A 19,049-nucleotide genomic window follows, 5' to 3' on the forward strand; every position below is an offset into this window, starting at 1 on the left:
GCTGCGGGCCTACGGCAGCGGCACGTCCGCGATCATCGCGCGCACCTGCTCGACCGCGCCGCGGCCCGCGTCGCCGACGGGCGTGAGGCGGTGGGCGATGGTCTGCGGCAGGATCGCCTGCACGTCGTCGGGCGCTACATAGGCGCGGTTGGCCAGCAGCGCCTGCGCCTTGGCCGCGCGCAGCACCGCGATGCCCGCGCGCGGCGACAGCCCCTGCAGGAACCAGCGGCCCGAGCGCGTGGCGGCGATCAGGTCCTGCACGTAGTTGAGCAGCGGCTCGGCCGCATGCACCTGCTGCACGCGCTGTTGGATGGCGGTGAGCTCGCCCGCCGTGAGCAGGGCGGGCAGGGTGGCGAGCATCTCGCGGCGGTCGGCGCCCGCGAGCAGCTCGCGCTCGGCGGCGCGGTCGGGGTAGCCGAGCGAGATGCGCATCAGGAAGCGGTCGAGCTGCGATTCGGGCAGCGCGAAGGTGCCGAGCTGGTCCTGCGGATTCTGCGTGGCGATCACGAAGAAGGGCGTGGGCAGCGGCCGGGTCTCGCCTTCGATCGTGACCTGCTTCTCCTCCATGGCTTCGAGCAGTGCGCTCTGCGTCTTCGGACTGGCGCGGTTGATCTCGTCGGCCAGGAGCACCTGCGCGAAGATCGGGCCCGGGTGGAACACGAAGGACTGCTGGCCGCGGTCGTAGATCGCCACGCCCGACAGGTCGCCCGGCATCAGGTCGGCCGTGAACTGCACGCGCGAGAACTGCAGCCCGAAGGTGTGCGACAGCGCATGGGCGAGGGTGGTCTTGCCGACCCCCGGCACGTCCTCGATCAGCAGGTGGCCGGCCGGCCAGCAGGCAGGCCACGCAGTCGCGCACCTGGGCCTCCTTGCCGACGATCACCGTGTTAAGCTGGTTTAGCAAAGTGGCAAGCTTCGCAGCAACGTCCATATTTGTATCCATATGCAAACGATACATGAAGACCGCGCGGCCCCATGCCGTGTGAGGTCTAGATAAGAGTCATGGGCAAGACCGGCTACTTCACACATCGCGACTGCTGGAAGCACGACATGGGCCCGGGCCATCCCGAATGCCCGGAGCGGCTCGACGCCATCGAGGACAGGCTGCTGCTCTCGGGCGTGGGCGATGCGCTCGAGCGGCGCGACGTGCCGCTGGCGACGCTGGCGCAGATCACGCGGGCGCACACCGAGGAACACCTCGAATACCTCGAATCGCTGAACCAGCGCCTGGTGGCCGACGAGCCCGCCGGCGGCCCGGCGCACGCGATGATCGATCCCGACACCATGCTGAACCGCTTCACGCTGCTGGCCGCGCGCCGCGCCGCCGGCGCCGCGGTCGCCGCCACCGACGCGGTGATGTCGGGCGAGATCGAGAACGCGTTCTGCTCGGTGCGCCCACCCGGCCACCATGCCTGCCGCGAGCAGGCGATGGGCTTCTGCTTCCTCAACAACGTGGCGATCGCCGCGCGCCATGCGCTGGAAGTGCACGGGCTGGAGCGCGTGGCGGTGGTCGACTTCGACGTGCACCACGGCAACGGCACCGAGAACATTCTTTCCGACGATCCGCGCGTGCTGATGGTGGGCTTCTTCCAGCATCCGTTCTATCCGTACAGCGGCACGGCGAACCCGGCCTCGAACATGCTGAACCTGCCGGTCCCCGCCTACACCAAGGGCATGGACGTGCGCGAACTGATCGAGGCGCTCTGGATGCCGCGGCTCGAGGAGTTCGCGCCGCAGATGGTCTTCGTGAGCGCCGGCTTCGACGCCCACCGCGAGGACGATCTGGGGCAGCTCGGCCTGACCGAGAGCGACTTCAGCTGGATCACGAGCCGCATCCACGACGTGGCGCGGCGGCATGCGCAGGGCCGCATCGTCTCGATGCTCGAGGGCGGCTACAACCTCGATGCGCTCGCGCGCAGCGTCGAAGCCCACATTCGCGTCTTGGCGAGCCTCTGAACGCCGGCCGCGGCGCAGGCGCGGCGCTTTTTCCCGATTCCATGAATTTCCACGATTTCACTCAACGGCTGACGCTGGTCGACGCGCGCGGCATCGGCATCGAACTCGCCGCGCTCGCGGCCTGCGTGGCGCTGGCCTGGCTGATCAGCCGCTGGTTCGGCCGCGACCAGCCCAAGGACTCGATCTGGTTCGGCGAGCACACCTTCGACGGCGTGCTGTTCCCGCTGCTCGCGCTGGTCTTCGCCGAACTCGCGCGGCGCGCGGTGGCCGAGTACCAGACGATCCTGCTGCTGCGCATCGGCGTCTCGGTGTTCCTCTCGCTCGCGGTCATCCGCCTGTTCGCGCGCGTGATGCGGGCGGTGTTCCCCGCGTCCAACGTGGTGCGGCTGATCGAGCGCACGATCTCGTGGCTGGCATGGATCGGCGCCATCCTCTGGATCGTCGGACTGCTGCCGCCGGTGCTGGCCGAGCTCGACCAGATCACGCTGGCATTCGGCAAGACGCGGGTGAGCCTGCAGACCATCTTCCAGGGCGTGCTCTCGGCGGGCCTGGTGATGGTGATCGCGCTGTGGATCGCCGCCACGATCGAGAAGCGCATCCTGCGCGAGGCCGTGACCGATCTCTCGATGCGCAAGGTGGCGTCGAACGCGGTGCGCGCCTTCCTGCTGCTGGTCGGGCTGCTGTTCGCGCTCTCGGCGGTGGGGGTGGACCTGACGGCGCTCTCGGTGCTCGGCGGCGCGCTCGGCGTGGGCCTGGGCTTCGGCCTGCAGAAGCTCGCGGCCAACTACGTGAGCGGCTTCGTGATCCTGCTGGAGCGCTCGATCCGCATCGGCGACAACGTCAAGGTTGACACCTTCGAGGGCCGCGTCACCGACATCAAGACCCGCTACACCCTGGTCCGCGCCGGCAACGGCCGCGAGGCCATCGTGCCGAACGAGTCGCTGATCACGAGCCGGGTCGAGAACCTCTCGATGGCCGACCGCAAGTTCAACCTCACGACCAGCGTGGTGGTGGGCTACGACAGCGACGTGGCGCAGGTGCAGTCCGTCCTCTGCGGCGCGGCCAAGGCCCAGCCGCGCGTGATGAGCGACCCGGAGCCCGTGACCTACCTGGCGAGCTTCGCGCCCGACGGGCTGGAATTCGTCCTCAACTTCTGGATCGCCGACCCCGACAAGGGCAAGGACAACGTGCGCTCGGCGGTCAACATCGCCATCCTCGAGGGCCTGCGCGCCGCGGGCGTGGACATTCCGTACCCGCAGCGCGTGCTGCGCGTCGAATCGCTGCCCGAGGGGCTTTCGGCGCCGCGCGACCCTGCCGTATAATCCCGAAAAAGCACGACCGTTCTTTTTTGCTGCACTGCAGTACTGAGCGAGGCGAAGGCGGAGCCGGCGCGGGCCGGACTCTAGAATGACCGGTTGCTCTCGAAGCCCCCTTTTTGCAATCCCAATGGAGTCAAGTCAATGAAGGTTCTAGTGCCTGTCAAACGGGTCGTCGATTACAACGTCAAGGTGCGCGTGAAGAGCGACGGCACCGGGGTGGACATCGCCAATGTCAAGATGAGCATGAACCCCTTCGACGAGATCGCCGTCGAGGAAGCCGTGCGGTTGAAGGAGAAGGGCGTGGTCACCGAGGTGGTCGCCGTCTCCTGCGGCGACGCCAAGTGCCAGGAAACGCTGCGCACCGCCATGGCCATCGGCGCCGACCGCGGCATCCTGGTCGAGACCTCGGAAGAACTCCAGCCGCTGGCCGTCGCCAAGCTGCTCAAGGCATTGGTCGAGAAGGAGCAGCCCCAGCTCGTGATCCTCGGCAAGCAGGCGATCGACGACGACGCCAACCAGACCGGCCAGATGCTCGCCGCGCTGGCCGACCTGCCGCAGGCCACCTTCGCCTCGAAGGTCGAAGTCGCGGACGGCAAGGCCACGGTGACGCGCGAGGTCGACGGCGGCCTCGAGACGGTGGCGCTCACGCTGCCGGCCGTCATCACCACCGACCTGCGCCTGAACGAGCCGCGCTACGTCACGCTGCCGAACATCATGAAGGCCAAGAAGAAGCAGCTCGACACCTTCAAGCCCGAAGACCTGGGCGTGGACGTCAAGCCCCGCCTCAAGACCCTCAAGGTCAGCGAGCCGCCCAAGCGCGGCGCCGGCATCAAGGTGCCCGACGTCGCCACGCTGGTGGACAAGCTCAAGAACGAAGCCAAAGTCATTTGACTCGCCCCCAGGCTTCGCGCACTTCGTGTCGCTACGCCGACCCCCTTCCGGGGGCAACACCCGCGGCCCGGCAAAGCCGGTTCCGCGGTGTTCCCCGAAAAGCCTCGTTGAATTGCGTGCCGCAAATTGCCGCACAGGAGAAATGAAATGACTGCACTCGTGATTGCCGAACACGACCACGCCAGCATCAAGCCGGCCACCCTCAACACCGTGACCGCCGCGCTTGCCTGCGGTGGCGACGTCCACGTGCTCGTGGCCGGCGCCAACGCGGCCGAAGCCGCCAAGGCCGCCGCGCAGATCGCGGGCGTGACCAAGGTCATCGCCGCTGACAGCCCGAGCCTGGCCGAGAACCTCGCGGAGAACGTCGCGGCGCAGGTGCTCGCGATCGCCTCCAACTACAGCCACATCCTGTTCCCCTCGACCGCCAACGGCAAGAACGTCGCGCCGCGCGTGGCTGCCAAGCTCGACGTCGCGCAGATCAGCGACATCACCAAGGTCGAGAGCCCCGACACCTTCGAGCGTCCGATCTACGCCGGCAATGCCATCGCCACCGTGCAGAGCAGCGATGCCGTCAAGGTGATCACGGTGCGCACCACCGGCTTCGATGCAGCCGCCGCGACCGGTGGCAGCGCCGCCGTCGAGAACGCCGAAGGCGTGGCCGACAGCGGCAAGTCGAGCTTCGTCGGCCGCGAGGTCACGAAGAGCGACCGGCCCGAACTCACGGCCGCGAAGATCATCGTCTCGGGCGGCCGCGCACTCGGCAGCGCCGAGAAGTTCACCGAAGTCATGACGCCTTTGGCCGACAAGCTCAACGCCGGCCTGGGCGCGAGCCGCGCCGCGGTGGATGCAGGCTATGCGCCCAACGACTGGCAGGTCGGCCAGACCGGCAAGATCGTCGCGCCGCAGCTCTACATCGCCGCGGGCATCTCGGGCGCCATCCAGCATCTGGCCGGCATGAAGGACTCGAAGGTCATCGTCGCGATCAACAAGGACGAAGAGGCGCCGATCTTCTCGGTGGCCGACTACGGCCTCGTGGCCGACCTGTTCACGGCCGTGCCGGAACTGACCAAGGCGCTCTGACGCATTGCTGCGCCGAGCCGAGGGCATCGTTCGCGATGCCCTTTTCGCATCCGCCGTATCTGGAGACAAGACCATGAGCTACACCGCCCCCCTCAAGGACATGCTGTTCGACATCGAGCACCTGGCCAACATCGGCGAGATCGCCAGGCTGCCCGGCTTCGAGGACGCCGGCCTCGAAACCGCGCAGGCGGTGCTGGAGGAATGCGCGCGCTTCAACCAGGACGTGGTCGCGCCGCTGAACGTGGCGGGCGACCGCGAACCCTCGTCCTTCAAGGACGGCGCCGTCACGACCACGAAGGGCTTCAAGGAAGCCTTCGCGCAGTACGTGGCCGGCGGCTGGCAGGGGCTGCAGCATCCGGCGGACTTCGGCGGCCAGGGCCTGCCCAAGACCATCGGCGCGGCCTGCGGCGAGATGCTCAATTCGGCCAACATGAGCTTCGCGCTCTGCCCGCTCTTGAGCGACGGCGCCATCGAGGCGCTGCTCACCGCGGGCTCCGACGAACTCAAGGCCACCTACCTCGAGAAGCTCGTGAGCGGCCAGTGGACCGGCACCATGAACCTCACCGAGCCGCAGGCCGGCAGCGACCTCGCGCTGGTGCGCAGCCGCGCCGAGCCGCAGCCCGACGGCACCTACAAGGTCTTCGGCACCAAGATCTTCATCACCTACGGCGAGCACGACATGGCCGAGAACATCGTGCACCTCGTGCTCGCGCGCGTGAGCGGCGCGCCCGAGGGCGTGAAGGGCATCAGCCTGTTCGTGGTGCCGAAGTTCCTGGTCAATGCCGACGGCTCGCTCGGCGCGCGCAACGACGTGCACTGCGTGAGCATCGAGCACAAGATGGGCATCAAGGCCTCGCCGACCGCCGTGCTGCAGTACGGCGACCACGGGGGCGCGGTGGGCTACCTCGTCGGCCAGGAGAACCGCGGGCTCGAGTACATGTTCATCATGATGAACTCGGCCCGCTATGCGGTCGGCATGCAGGGCATCGCGATCGCCGAGCGCGCCTACCAGCACGCCGTGGCCTATGCCAAGGACCGCGTGCAGAGCCGCCCGGTCGACGGCTCGATGAACGCGAGCGCGCCCATCATCCACCACCCCGACGTCAAGCGCATGCTCATGACCATGCGCGCCTACACCGAGGGCTGCCGCGCCATGGCCTCGGTGGCCGCCGCCGCCTACGACGCCGCGCACCACCATCCCGACGCCGAGACGCGCAAGCAGAACCAGGCCTTCTACGAATTCATGGTGCCGCTCGTGAAGGGCTACAGCACCGAGATGAGCCTGGAGGTCACCTCGCTGGGCGTGCAGGTGCACGGCGGAATGGGCTTCATCGAGGAGACCGGCGCCGCGCAGTACTACCGCGACGCCAAGATCCTCACGATCTACGAAGGCACCACCGCGATCCAGGCCAACGACCTGGTCGGCCGCAAGACCGCGCGCGACGGCGGCCAGACCGCGAAGGCGATCGCGGCGCAGATCGAGACCACCGAGGTCGAGCTCTCGCGGCTCGACGATCCGGCCGCGGCCGCGATGCACCGGCGCCTGAAGGCCGCGCGCGAGGCCTTCCTCGAAGTGGTGGACTTCGTCGCGGGCCAGACCAAGGCGTCGCCCAACGCGGTGTTCGCGGGCAGCGTGCCCTACCTGATGCTCGCGGGCAACCTGGTGGCCGGCTGGCAGCTCGCGCGCTCGCTGATCATCGCGCGCGAACTCGCCTCGCGCAGCGTCGACACCGACTTCATGCAGGCCAAGATCGCGACCGCGCGCTTCTATGCCGAGCACATCCTGAACAAGGCGCCGGGCCTGCGCGACAGCATCGTCGACGGCGCCGAGAGCGTGACGGGGCTGGCGCTCGAGGCCTTCTGAAATCGGACATCCGAACGCAGAGGTCGCGAAGGTTACGCAGAAGTCGCAGAAGAAAAACCAAAATTTGTTTTCGGTCTTTTCTGCGACTTTCGCGTCGTTTTTGTCTTCCTTCTGCGTTCGGCTGTCCGATCCCGCATTCCACAACCTTCCAGAGACAAGCACATGTCCAAGCTACCCCCGGTCCTCGCCAACCTGCCGCTGCCCATCATCGGCTCGCCGCTGTTCATCATCAGCAATCCCAAGCTCGTGATCGCGCAATGCAAGGCGGGCGTGGTCGGCTCGATGCCGGCGCTCAATGCGCGCCCCGCGGCGCAGCTCGAGGACTGGCTGGCCGAGATCACCGAGGAACTCGCGGCCTACAACAAGGCCAACCCGGACAGGCCCGCGGCGCCGTTCGCGATCAACCAGATCGTGCACAAGAGCAATGACCGGCTCGAGCACGACATGGAGATGGTCGTGAAGTACAAGGTGCCGATCGTCATCACCTCGCTGGGCGCGCGCACCGACGTGAACGACGCGGTGCACAGCTACGGCGGCGTCACGCTGCACGACATCATCAACAACAAGTTCGCGCAGAAGGCGATCGAGAAGGGCGCCGACGGCATCATCGCGGTGGCGGCCGGTGCCGGCGGCCACGCGGGCGTGAAGAGCCCGTTCGCCCTGGTGCAGGAGATCCGCCAGTGGTTCGACGGCCCGCTCGCGCTGTCGGGCTCCATCGCCACCGGGGGCGCAGTGCTCGCGGCACAGGCGATGGGCGCCGACTTCGCCTACATCGGCACCGCCTTCATCGCCACCGAGGAAGCGCGCGCGAGCGACGAGTACAAGCAGGCCATCGTCGACGGCACCTCGGACGACATCGTCTACTCGAACCTCTTCACCGGCGTGCACGGCAACTACCTCGCGCCGAGCATCGTCAAGGCCGGCATGGACCCGGCCAACCTGCCCGAAGGCGACGTGAAGACCATGAACTTCGGCGGCGGCGAGGGCAGCAAGGCCAAGGCCTGGAAGGACATCTGGGGTTCGGGCCAGGGCATCGGCGCCATTTCCGAGGTGGCGAGCGCGGCCGCCTACATCGAGAAGCTCAAGCGCGAATACCAGGAAGCAAGGCAGCGGCTCGCGCTTTGAACCCGGTGTCGCTTGCGGCGCCCGCCGCGGAGCCCGCGCAGCGCGGGCGCATGCCGCTGCTCGACATCGCCAAGGGCGTGGCCTGCGCGGTGATCGTCGGCCATCACCTGGCACGCTACGGCACGATGCCCGCGGGTGCCTTCGCCGTCATGCCCGGCTTCCTCGGCTGGCTGGCCGAGGACGGCCGGCTCGCGGTGCAGGTCTTCCTCGTGATCGCGGGCTTCCTCGCGGCCGCCAGCCTGGCGCCCGACGGCATGCTGCGCGCCGACCGCTCGCCCGCCGCCCGCATCCTGCAGCGCTACGGCCGGCTCGCCATGCCGTACCTGGCCGCGCTCACGGTGTGCGTGCTCGTCGCGGCGTTCGCGCGGCCGTGGCTCGGCAGCGACGACGTGCCGGCCTCGCCCAGCATGGGCCAGTTGCTCGCACACGGCTTCCTGCTGCAGGACCTGCTCGACTACGAATCGCTCTCCACCGGCGTGTGGTACGTCGCGATCGACTTCCAGCTCTTCGTGCTGGCGCTGGCATTGGTGAGCCTGCCGGCGATGTGGCGGCGCGCGCCGGCGGCCGGACCGGTCGCGGGCCGGGCGCGCTGGGGCGCCGTGGCGCTGGTGCTCGGCGCGGCGCTGGCCTCGCTGCTGCTCTTCAACCGGCGCGCCGACCTCGACGACACGGCGTTCTATTTCTTCGGCGCCTACGGGCTCGGCATGCTGGTCTTCTGGATCGGCCGCGCCACGCGCACGAGCACCTGGCAGAGCGCGGTCGCGCTGCTGGCGCTCACGGGAGCGGGCGCGCTCCTGGTCGACTGGCGCAGCCGCATCGCGCTGGCGCTGGTGAGCGCGCTGCTGATCGCGATCGCGCAGCGCAGGAACTGGCTGTCGCTCGCAGGTCGGCCGGATTTCGCCATGCCGCTGCAGCGTCTCGGGCGGATCTCCTACTCGCTGTTCCTGATCCACTTTCCGGTGCTGCTCGCGACCAATGCCGTGGCGGCGGCCTGGGGCCCGCACGCGCCCTGGGTCGACGCGCTGGGCCTGCTCGCCACCTTTGCGCTCTCGGTGGCGGCTGCGCAAATGCTCTACCGCCGGGTGGAAGCGCGCCCGGCCTCGTGGCGCGCGGTGGCCGCGCTGTTCGCGGCGCTGATGCTGAGCGGGATGGTCGTCTCCGCCTGAGCGGCCGGCCGTTCCTTGGGGTTGACGCCGGCGCCCGGGCACTCGATACTTAACCTCATGGTTCACTCAGAAGATCAAGCCACCCTCGATGCGGTGTTCGCCGCGCTGTCGGACCCGACCCGGCGCGCCGTGCTCGAAACCCTGGGCGAGCGCAGTCTCAGCGTGACCGAACTCGCCGAGCCGCACGGCATGTCGCTGACCGGCTTCATGAAGCACCTGCGGGTGCTCGAGGACGCCGGTCTCATCTCGCGCACGAAGGCGGGCCGTATCGTGCGCTGCGAGCTGTCGCCGCAGCCGATGCAGGAGGCCGCCGTGTGGTTGTCGCGCTACGAGAAATTCTGGACCGGGCACCTCGATGCACTGGCGCGCTTTCTCTACCAGCAAGAGGAAACCGAATGGAAAAACCTGCCGCCCCCGCCACCGAGCGCCCCTCGCTCACGCTCCGCCGGCACTACCCCGTCGCCGCGGAAAAAGTCTGGCGCGCCTGGACCGAGCCGCAAGCGCTGAAGGCCTGGTTCGGGCCCGAAGAAATCGTCGAGGTGCCGATCGCCGAGGTCGACCTGCGCGTCGGCGGGCGGTTTCGCGTGCGCATGCATGCGGCCGACGGCGAGACGCACGAGGTGGGCGGCACCTACCTGGAGATCGTGCCGAACCGCAAGCTGGTCTTCAGCTGGGCCTGGCGCAGCACGCCCGAACGCGAATCGCGCGTGACGGTGCGCGTGGAGCCCGACGGCAGCGGCTGCGAACTCGTGCTGCTGCACGAGCAGTTCTTCGACGAGGCCGCGCGCGAAGGGCATCGCCACGGCTGGACCGGCGCGATCGACAAGCTCGGCCGCTGGCTCGTGCAGGCGGGCTGAGCGCGGGCGCATTGCCCGCGCGCCGGCAAACACCCATACTGGCGGCTCCACGACGGGAGCCTTCCATGAGCAACGAACTTCGCAAGAAGCTGCACGACCTGGCGGAACTCGCCGAGAACACCGCGGACCCGCAGACGAGGGCCATCATCGAGGCCATACGGCTGCAGACGGCCGTGCTGAACGAGCGGCTCTTCGCCATCGAACTGCAGGTCAACGCGCTCGCGCGGCGCATGGGCACGGAAGACGCACCCGGCTGAGGGGCCGCCGCTTTGTGGGGATAATCCCTCCCCATGAGCGGCAACACCTTCGGAACTCTCTTCGCGGTCACCAATTTCGGCGAGTCGCACGGCCCGGCCATCGGCTGCGTGATCGACGGTTGCCCGCCGGGCATGGCGCTCAGCGAAGCCGACATCCAGGGCGACCTCGACCGCCGCCGCCCGGGCACCAGCCGCCACGTCACCCAGCGCAACGAACCCGACGCGGTGCAGATCCTCTCGGGCGTCTACGAAGGCAAGACCACCGGCACCCCGATCGCGCTGCTGATCCAGAACACCGACCAGCGCAGCAAGGACTACGGCCAGATCGCCCAGCAGTTCCGCCCCGGGCATGCCGACTACACCTACTGGAAGAAATACGGCATCCGCGATCCGCGCGGCGGCGGGCGCTCCTCGGCGCGCCTCACGGCGCCCATGGTCGCGGCCGGCGCGGTCGCCAAGAAGTGGCTGGCCGAGCGGCACGGCATCGCGTTCCGCGGCTGCATGACGCAGATCGGCGAGATCGCGATCCCGTTCGAGAGTTGGGACCATGTGCCCCACAACCCCTTCTTCGCGCCGATCGCCGACGTGAGCGAACTCGAGGCCTACATGGACCGGCTGCGCAAGGCCGGCGACTCCTGCGGCGCGCGCCTGCGCGTCACCGCCACCGGCATGCCGGTGGGCCTGGGCGAGCCGCTGTTCGACAAGCTCGACGCCGAGATCGCCTACGCGATGATGGGCATCAACGCGGTCAAGGCGGTGGAGATCGGCGCCGGCTTCGACAGCGTGACGCAGCGCGGCACCACGCACGGCGACTCGATCACGCCGAGCGGCTTCGTCACCAACAACGCGGGCGGCATCCTCGGCGGCATCAGCACGGGGCAGGATCTCGAGGTGAGCATCGCGATCAAGCCGACGAGCTCGATCATCAGCCCGCGCCAGTCGGTCGACATCCACAACAACCCCGTCGAGGTGGTCACCAAGGGCCGCCACGATCCCTGCGTCGGCATCCGCGCCACGCCCATCGCCGAGGCCATGCTCGCGCTCGTCGTCATGGAGCACGTGCTGCGCCACCGCGCCCAATGCGGCGACGTGCAGCATGACAGGGCCGACGCGGCGGAAGCCGCGGCGGCGTCGCCCAAGGCGTCCTTCCTCTAGTGTCGACGCAGCCACCCGTGGCTGCCGGGCGCGGCCACCTGCTGGCATTCGCTGGCCTGTCGGCCAGCTATTTCGCGCACATCGGCTTCTTCAATCCCTACCTGCCGCTCTGGCTGAAGGACCTCGGCCTGCCGATCTTCACGATCAGCCTGCTGGCCTCGGTGCAGTCGATCACGCGCGTGTTCGCGCCCTACGCCTGGGGCGCGCTCAGCGACCACACCGGCCACCGCGTGATGCTGCTGCGCATCAGCGCGGCGGTGGCGCTGGCCAGCTCCTTCGGCCTCTGGTGGCATGGCGGCGCGTGGTGGCTGGCGCTGGTGCTGCTGGTGATGTTCACCCACACCAGCTCGATGATGTCGCTCACCGAGGCGGCCATGGCGCAGCTGGTGGCCGGCGACTGGGGCCGCTACGGACGCATCCGGCTGTGCGGGTCGGCGGGCTTCCTGGTGACGGTGTTCATCGCGGGCGAATGGTTCGAGCATTTCGGCATGAAGCACTTTCCGGCCTGGGCGGCGGGCACGCTCGCCGTGGTGTTGATCGCGACGCTCAAGCTGCCCGACGTGCGCGATCCGGTCACGGCGCATGACGCCGCCAGCGAGCCGATCGGGCCGGTGCTGCGCATTCCGGCGGTGCGCTGGTTCTTCGCGTCGCTGTTCTTCCAGGTGATGTCGCACTTCTCGGTGTACGCCTTCTTCTCGCTCTACCTCGATGCACTCGGCTACGGCAAGAGCACCATCGGCCTGCTGTGGGCGCTGTCGGTGGTGGCCGAGATCGTCTGGTTCTTCCTGCAGGGGCGGCTGATCGGGCTGCTGCCGATGCCGCGCTGGATGCTGGTGTGCGGCATCGCGGCGGTCGCGCGCCTGGGCCTGACCGCAGGGCTGGGCGGCTGGATCGCTGCGCTGGTGGTGGCGCAGTGGCTGCACGCGCTGAGCTTCGCGGCGCATCACACGACCTGCATCGCGGTGGTCTCGCGGCGTTTTCCGGGCCGGCTGCGCGGGCGCGGGCAGGCGCTGTTCACCGTGATCGGCTACGGCTTCGGCGGGGTGCTCGGCGTGCTGCTCGGCGGGGCGGTGGCGCAGGAGTTCGGCTACCGCACGATGTTTGCGGCGGCGGCCTTGCTGGCGGTGCTTGGCAGCTTGTGTGCCTGGCGGGTGGTCAAGCTGGAGCAGGCGGAGCGGGCCGCCGGCGTCTGAAGTCGTCCGCTGCCGGCATTGCAAATGTCAATGCAGCGAGGGGACAGGCCGAGTCATTGAGTTGAGACGAAAGTTTCACGTGCTCTCCATGGCCGTGTCACTGTGCGTTTCTACGCTGTCGGCTTTTCAACGCGCTCTTCGACATGTCCACTTCCGACAGCTCCCGCGGCACACGCCCTTCGCATCCTTCCTCTTCTCCCGCCGACACCCGTTCCGAACCGAATGCCACGCCGCGCCGCGACGTGCTCAAGCTCGGCGCCTCGCTGCTGACCGTCGGCAGCAGCGGCGCCTTGCTGGCCGCCTGCGGTGGTGGCGGCGGCGGTGGCGGGCCGGGCTTCGGTCCGCTGCCCGCGACTGCGGCCGCACCGGCGCCTGCTCCTGCTCCTGCGCCCGCACCGCCTTCGCCCCCGGTCCAAACCAAGATCTCGAGCTTCGCGCTCGCAGTGATGCCCGACACGCAGTTCTATGCGCGCTACGCCACCGCCGCCGAGAGCGACCAGTACAACAAGCGCTTCGGCAGCGCGCCCTTCGCCGCGCAGACGAAGTGGATCGCCGACAACGCCCAGGCGTTGAACATCCCGTTCACCATCCACCTCGGCGACGTGGTCGACCAGGTCGGCAAACCGGACCAATGGAAGGTGGCCGACGCCGCCATGAAAACGCTCGAGGACGCGAAGCTGCCCTACAGCGTGCTGGCCGGCAACCACGACGTGCTCAAGGACGTCGACTACAGCATCGACCCCGTGGGCGGCACGGAAGCCACCCGCGACCTGACCAAGGAGCCGTACCTGCAGTGGTTCGGCACCGAGCGCGCCAAGAAGCAGGCCACCTTCGGCGGGCGCGATCCCAGCGGCTTCCATGAATACCACGTGTTCGAGGCACAGGGCCAGAAGTTCATGGTGCTGTCGCTTTCGTGGCGCATTTCGGAGGCCGGCATTGCCTGGGCGCGCGGGGTGATCGCCAAGAACCCGACGCTGCCGGTCATTCTGTCGAACCACCAGCTGCTCAACATCGACACCGACGGCGTCAGCCCGCTCGAGACCGACTACGGCAAGATGCTCTGGGACAAGCTGATCCGCGACAACGACCAGATCTTCATGACGCTCAACGGCCACCATCACGGCGCCGCGCATCTCACGAAGACCAACGACTTCGGCCGCAAGGTCGAGGAGATGGTGGTCGACTACCAGATGGCCTACCAGGGCGGCAACGGGCTGATGCGCCTCTATGAGTTCGACCTCACGAACAAGAAGATCAAGGTGCTGTCCTTCTCGCCGTGGGTGCCGCAGAAGCCCGCCGAGACGCGCAACAGCTTCGACCAGGCGGTGCTCACCGGGTCCAACGAGGAATTCGTCATCGAGATGGACTTCGCGCAGCGCTTCTCGGGCTTCAACAAGACCTTCGGCGCCGGCAGTGCCACCGTCGAGGGCTCGCTGGTGGACCGCGCCAAGACGATGATCCTCGCGAACTACGAGAACCCCGAGACCGTGGCGCAGCGCCCGGCCACGAACGCCGACGACTATCCCAAGGTCGCGAACACCGTGGCGCACTGGCGCTTCTTCGGCGGCCAGGTCAACCAGCCGGTGCTGCCGGGCACCGTGGTGGCCGACGTGACGGGCAACAACCCGCTGCACCGCGACGCGCTGAACCAGGGCGGCGTGGTCGGCGCCGCCGACGGCGACATCGTGTGGAGCGACGACCGTCACCACCTGTCGGCCGCGCCGGGTTCGGTGCGCTTCCTCAACACCAACAAGAACACGCCGCGCCTGAGCTACTTCCTGACCGAAGCCACGGCACCGATCAACGGGCAGACGCTGGAGAACGGCTACACCATCGAGGCCTTCGTCAAGATCGATCCGGGCTGGACCCGCGGCGACCATGCGTGGATGAACATCATGACGCGCGACGGCAGGCGCGGCGAGCTGGCGGGCTACGACGGCGGCGATCCGGAATCCCCGCCGATGCTGTTCGCCGTCTCGAGCCTGCGCGAAATCCAGTGGGAGGTGGTGCCGAGCGCGTCGGGCACGCGCTCGCCCAAGGCCAACTGGTCGGGCGAGGTGATCGCCGGCCGCTGGGTGCACATCGCGATCGTCAACGATCCGGTGTCCCACGACACCACGATGTACGTCGAGGGTGCACCGGTGCTGCGCAACGCGTCGGCGATTCCGGGCCTGGCGACGCTCTCGGCCGATTCGCCGTGGGTGGTGGGCGGCGGTTCCTGGGATGGCGGCCGCGCCGACGGCTTCTTCGGCAACATCGGCGAAGTGCGCGTGGTGGCTGCGGCGCTGCCGCCCGCGCAGTGGCTGACGGCGCGGAAGGCGAACTGACAGGTAACGCCCACCGAGACCTCACCGTCGAAACCGGGAGCCGCGCCGGCATCGCCATCGAGCGATGCCGGCGCGGCTTTTTTGTGACCGCGTCCGGCGCGCGCATGCATGCGCGGCGCCAGGGCCTCTCCAGATTGCGCACTTTTTCTCTTTTTGAGAATTGATGGCGTGCAGGGTGATTGCAATGTTTTTTACGACTAGACAACAATTAAAATAATTGTGAAAACATGCAATAGGGAGGTAAGCATGATTGCCGCCTTTAAAACAATATTCTTATTTCGTCAATTCTTATTAATTGATTCGGCTTATAGGCCGTTTCCCGCGCTGCAATGAAGCGCCGGGTCAGCGTGCAGACGCCTCTGGGCGAGGCGCTGCAATTCCGTCAGCTGGTGGGCCGCGAGGCGCTGAGCCAGCTCTACAGCTTCGAGGTCGACCTGCTGGGCCAGAGCAACGCGCTCGAGGCCAAGTCGCTGCTCGGCAAGACGGCGACCGTGGCCGTGGAAACCGAGAGCGGCGGCGTGCGCCATCTGGGCGGCATCGTCACGCGCTTCGGGCTGCAGCAGGAGGACGCGCGCCATGCGTTCTACCGGATGCAGTTGCGCCCCTGGCTGTGGCTCGCCACCCGGCGCAGCGACTTCCGCATCTTCCAGGGCCGCAGCGTGCCCGACATCCTCGACGAAGTGCTCGGGCGCTACGGCCAGCCGGTCGAGAAGAAGCTCAGCCGCAGCGACTACCGCCGCTGGGATTACTGCGTGCAGTACCACGAGAGCGACTTCCAGTTCGTCTCGCGCCTGTGCGCGCTCGAAGGCATCTACTACTACTTCCGCCATGAGGCCGCGCAGCAGGTGCTCGTGTTCGCGGACGACATCGCGAGTTCGCATCCGCCGCTGCCCGGTGGCGAGACCGTGCGCTTCCATCCGCTCGAGAAATCCGGCATGGGCCAGCGCGAGCGCATCTACGCCTGGGACACCGCCGAGGAAGTGCGCGCCGGCCACCACTACAACGACGACTACGACTTCGAGAAGCCGCAGGCCGACCTCTCGCACCTGCGGCAGATGCCGCCCGGGCATGACCATGACAGCTACGAGAACTACGAATGGCCCGGCGGCTTCGTGCAGCATGCCGACGGCGAGACCTACGCGCGCATCCGCAACGAAGAGCAGCTGAGCCAGCGCCACCGCGCGAGCGGGCGCTCCAACCTGCGCGCGCTCGCCACCGGCCACACGATCCGGCTCGCCGGCCACCCCAGGGCCGACCAGAACCAGCAGTACCTGCTCGTCGCCGTCAGCTACCACCTGCAGGAGAACCTGCAGGCGAGCGAAGGCGCCGAGGCCGGCGAAGGCTCGGTGCAGCGCTTCGCCTTCGACGTGCAGCCCACCAGCTACCCGTGGCGGCCGGCGCGCACCACGCCCAAGCCGCGCACCCGCGGCCCGCAGACCGCCATGGTGGTCGGCCCCGCTGGCCAGGAGATCTGGACCGATGCCTACGGCCGCATCAAGGTGCAGTTCCACTGGGACCGCCTCGGCCAGAAGAACGAGAACTCGAGCTGCTGGGTGCGCGTGTCCACCGCCTGGGCCGGTGGCACCTTCGGCATGACCTCGGTGCCGCGCATCGGCATGGAGGTGATCGTCGACTTCCTCAACGGCGACCCGGACCATCCCATCGTCACCGGCTGCGTGCACAACGCCGACACCATGCCCGCGTGGCAGCTGCCCGAGCAGAAGCACCTCTCGGGCATCCGCAGCCGCGAACTCGGCGGCGGGCGCAGCAACCACGTGGTGCTCGACGACACCCAGGGCAGGATCCAGGCGCAACTGCGCAGCGACCACCAGGCCAGCCAACTGAGCGTGGGCCACATCGGGCGCATCGAGGACACGGCAGGGCGCAAGGACAGCCGCGGCCAGGGATTCGAGCTGCGCACCGACGGGCATGGCGTGGCGCGCGCGGCCAAGGGCCTGCTCGTGACGACCGAGGCGCGGCCCGCCGCGCGCGCGCACATCACCGACATGGGCGAGACCGTCGGCCGCCTCACGCAGGCACGCGACCTGCACGAAGGCCTGAGCGAAGCGGCCCGGGCCACGCAGGCGCACGATGCCGGCGACCAGGACGAAGTCGCGGCCGAGCTGAAGGCGCAGAACGACGCCATCAAGGGCCAGGGCGGCGGCGACCGCGAACAGGGCGAGTTCCCGGAGTTCGAGGAGGCGCACCTCACGCTCGCGAGCGCCAAGGGCCTGCAGACCGTCGCGCAGGGCTCGACCCACGTGGTGAGCAACGAGCACAACGCGCTGACCAGCGGCGGCCACACCAGCGTGAGCGCCGGCAAGAGCTTCCTCGTGAGCGTGCAGAGCGCGATCCGCATGTTCGCCTCGAAGGCCGGCATGCGGCTGGTGGCGGCCGGCGCCGACATCGACATCAAGGCGCTCAAGGAGAGCGTCAACGTGCTCGCCAAGCTCAACATCACGCAGACGGCGAACCGGATCACGATCCAGGCCAAGGAAGAGGTGGTGATCAACGGCGGCTCGAGCTACAGCCGCTGGAGCTCGGGCGGCATCGAACACGGCACCTCGGGCACCTGGCGCGAGCATGCGGCGGTGCACAGCCTCGTCGGCCCGGCGAGCGAAGGCAAGCCTTCGCTGCCCAACCCGCCGCAACTGCCGCGCGGGCAGCTCGACCTCTACCACCAGTACATCTTGCCCACGGGCGAGAAGCACCAGGGCGTGGCGCAGGGCGACTTCACCGTGGTCGACTCGGAGGGCGGCACGCATGCGGGCACCTTCGACCGCAACGGCTTCGCGTCGGTCTCGGGCCTGCCGATCGGCGCCGCCAAGGTGACCTTCGGCCAGGACCCGCGCGACCCGTGGGAGGAGGGCAGCTACTTCGGCACGCCGCAGGACTGGAAGGGCAAGCCGCCGGCCGCGGGAGGCTTCGACATGGCGGGCGCGGCATCGGGCGTCTCCGGCCTGCTCGGCGGCGCGGGCGGCTTCGCGGGCATGGCCGGCTCGGCCGGCGGCGCCGCGGCTGCGCTGGCTGGCGTGGCGGGCACCGGCAGCCAAGCCGCGAGCCGGCTCGGCCAGGTCGCCGAGGCCGCGGGCATGGCGCAACAGGCCGTGAGCGCGGCACAGGCGATCCAGCAGGGCGGCGCCAAGGCGCTGCTCGGCCAGGCGAGCCAGGCGGCGACCGGCATGGCGATGCAGGCCGCGGGCGCGCGGCTCGGGCCGGCGGGCACCCAGGCCGTGGCGATGGCGAACATGGCGGGCGGCATCGCCAAGGGCGGGCTGCCGGGCGGCGCTGCGTCGGCCGGTGCCGCGCCCGCGCTCACGGGCCGCACGCCCGGCTTCGCGGGTTGAGGCGGCAACCGGCGCGATGAGTTCCCAGGTCATCATCCTCGCCCACGACATGTGGCGCAAAGGCGCGGGCGGCGCACCGGCCGGCCTCGTGGGGCAGGCCGACAGCTTCGCCTACGCCGGGCTCGACCTCGGGCTCGCGCAGTTCGCCGTTTCGAGCTTCAGCGGCAGCAGCTTCACCGGCACCAGCTTCCGGCAGGCGGGCTGGACCGGCTGCCGCTTCACCGGCTGCAGCTTCACGCAGTGCGACTTCGGCGCGATCGCGGTCAGCGGCTGCACCTTCGTCGACTGCCGCTTCACCCGCGCGAACTTCGACGGCGCGAGCATCAGCGCGAGCACCTTCACGCGCTGCCACTGGGACGACATCAGCTTCGAGCGCGGGCAGTGGAACGACGTGGGCGTGCTCGACTGCAGCGGCACCGTGGTGCATGCGCAGGGGCTGCAGGGACGCAGCGTGGACTTCACGGGCAGCCGCTTCGAGCAGCTCGAGTTCCGCAACGCGAACATCAATTGAG

15 protein-coding genes and 1 pseudogene are annotated in these 19,049 nt (G+C 68.7%); 15 read left to right on the top strand and 1 reads right to left on the bottom strand.

Going from position 1 to position 19,049, the window contains the following annotated elements:
- Positions 1–9: 9 nt before the first annotated feature.
- Positions 10–931 (bottom strand): annotated as a pseudogene (locus M2165_RS18920) (MoxR family ATPase).
- 71 nt (positions 932–1,002) lie between these two features.
- Between M2165_RS18920 and M2165_RS18925 the strand changes: the two are divergent.
- The 15 genes from M2165_RS18925 to M2165_RS18995 all read left to right on the top strand — a co-directional run bounded on the left by M2165_RS18925 (position 1,003) and on the right by M2165_RS18995 (position 19,048).
- A complete protein-coding gene (locus M2165_RS18925) occupies positions 1,003–1,956 on the top strand; it encodes a histone deacetylase family protein (protein WP_280816125.1) in 954 nt (317 codons plus the stop codon).
- Between the two features lie 41 nt (positions 1,957–1,997).
- On the top strand, positions 1,998–3,278 hold the full coding sequence (locus M2165_RS18930) for a mechanosensitive ion channel domain-containing protein (RefSeq protein WP_280816126.1): 1,281 nt from the start codon (positions 1,998–2,000) through the stop codon (positions 3,276–3,278).
- Positions 3,279–3,416: 138 nt separating this feature from the next.
- Positions 3,417–4,166 carry an electron transfer flavoprotein subunit beta/FixA family protein gene (locus M2165_RS18935; RefSeq protein ID WP_280816127.1) on the top strand — a complete coding sequence of 250 codons (750 nt, stop codon included), beginning with the start codon at positions 3,417–3,419 and terminating at the stop codon, positions 4,164–4,166.
- 147 nt (positions 4,167–4,313) lie between these two features.
- Positions 4,314–5,246 carry an electron transfer flavoprotein subunit alpha/FixB family protein gene (locus M2165_RS18940; protein ID WP_280816128.1) on the top strand — a complete coding sequence of 311 codons (933 nt, stop codon included), beginning with the start codon at positions 4,314–4,316 and terminating at the stop codon, positions 5,244–5,246.
- A gap of 73 nt (positions 5,247–5,319) precedes the next feature.
- Positions 5,320–7,110, top strand: coding sequence for an acyl-CoA dehydrogenase (locus M2165_RS18945; protein WP_280816129.1), 1,791 nt, complete (start codon positions 5,320–5,322; stop codon positions 7,108–7,110).
- Between the two features lie 162 nt (positions 7,111–7,272).
- Positions 7,273–8,235 (top strand): nitronate monooxygenase family protein, encoded by a 963-nt coding sequence (locus tag M2165_RS18950; protein WP_280816130.1) that lies wholly within the window; start codon positions 7,273–7,275, stop codon positions 8,233–8,235.
- 50 nt (positions 8,236–8,285) lie between these two features.
- A complete protein-coding gene (locus M2165_RS18955; RefSeq protein ID WP_280817576.1) occupies positions 8,286–9,401 on the top strand; it encodes an acyltransferase in 1,116 nt (371 codons plus the stop codon).
- 57 nt (positions 9,402–9,458) lie between these two features.
- Positions 9,459–9,908 carry a metalloregulator ArsR/SmtB family transcription factor gene (locus M2165_RS18960; protein WP_280816131.1) on the top strand — a complete coding sequence of 150 codons (450 nt, stop codon included), beginning with the start codon at positions 9,459–9,461 and terminating at the stop codon, positions 9,906–9,908.
- Positions 9,797–10,258 carry an SRPBCC domain-containing protein gene (locus M2165_RS18965; RefSeq protein ID WP_280816132.1) on the top strand — a complete coding sequence of 154 codons (462 nt, stop codon included), beginning with the start codon at positions 9,797–9,799 and terminating at the stop codon, positions 10,256–10,258. Before M2165_RS18960 ends, M2165_RS18965 begins: the two co-directional genes overlap by 112 nt.
- A 65-nt stretch (positions 10,259–10,323) precedes the next feature.
- The gene (locus tag M2165_RS18970) at positions 10,324–10,515 is read left to right on the top strand and encodes a hypothetical protein (protein ID WP_280816133.1); all 192 of its coding nucleotides are present in this window, start codon (positions 10,324–10,326) and stop codon (positions 10,513–10,515) included.
- A 33-nt stretch (positions 10,516–10,548) separates the two neighbouring features.
- Complete coding sequence (aroC, locus tag M2165_RS18975; RefSeq protein WP_280816134.1) at positions 10,549–11,670, top strand: chorismate synthase; 1,122 nt, start codon at positions 10,549–10,551, stop codon at positions 11,668–11,670.
- Between the two features lie 17 nt (positions 11,671–11,687).
- The gene (locus M2165_RS18980; RefSeq protein ID WP_280816135.1) at positions 11,688–12,863 is read left to right on the top strand and encodes an MFS transporter; all 1,176 of its coding nucleotides are present in this window, start codon (positions 11,688–11,690) and stop codon (positions 12,861–12,863) included.
- Positions 12,864–13,006: 143 nt separating this feature from the next.
- The gene (locus tag M2165_RS18985; RefSeq protein WP_280816136.1) at positions 13,007–15,190 is read left to right on the top strand and encodes a LamG-like jellyroll fold domain-containing protein; all 2,184 of its coding nucleotides are present in this window, start codon (positions 13,007–13,009) and stop codon (positions 15,188–15,190) included.
- A 329-nt stretch (positions 15,191–15,519) separates the two neighbouring features.
- Entirely contained in the window at positions 15,520–18,537 is a 3,018-nt protein-coding gene (tssI, locus tag M2165_RS18990; RefSeq protein WP_280816137.1) for a type VI secretion system tip protein TssI/VgrG, read from the top strand.
- Positions 18,538–18,553: 16 nt separating this feature from the next.
- On the top strand, positions 18,554–19,048 hold the full coding sequence (locus tag M2165_RS18995; protein ID WP_280816138.1) for a pentapeptide repeat-containing protein: 495 nt from the start codon (positions 18,554–18,556) through the stop codon (positions 19,046–19,048).
- The last annotated feature ends 1 nt before the right edge of the window (position 19,049 follow it).

This window comes from Variovorax sp. TBS-050B, assembly GCF_029893635.1.
In the GTDB taxonomy this organism is placed as follows: Bacteria; Pseudomonadota; Gammaproteobacteria; order Burkholderiales; family Burkholderiaceae_C; genus Variovorax.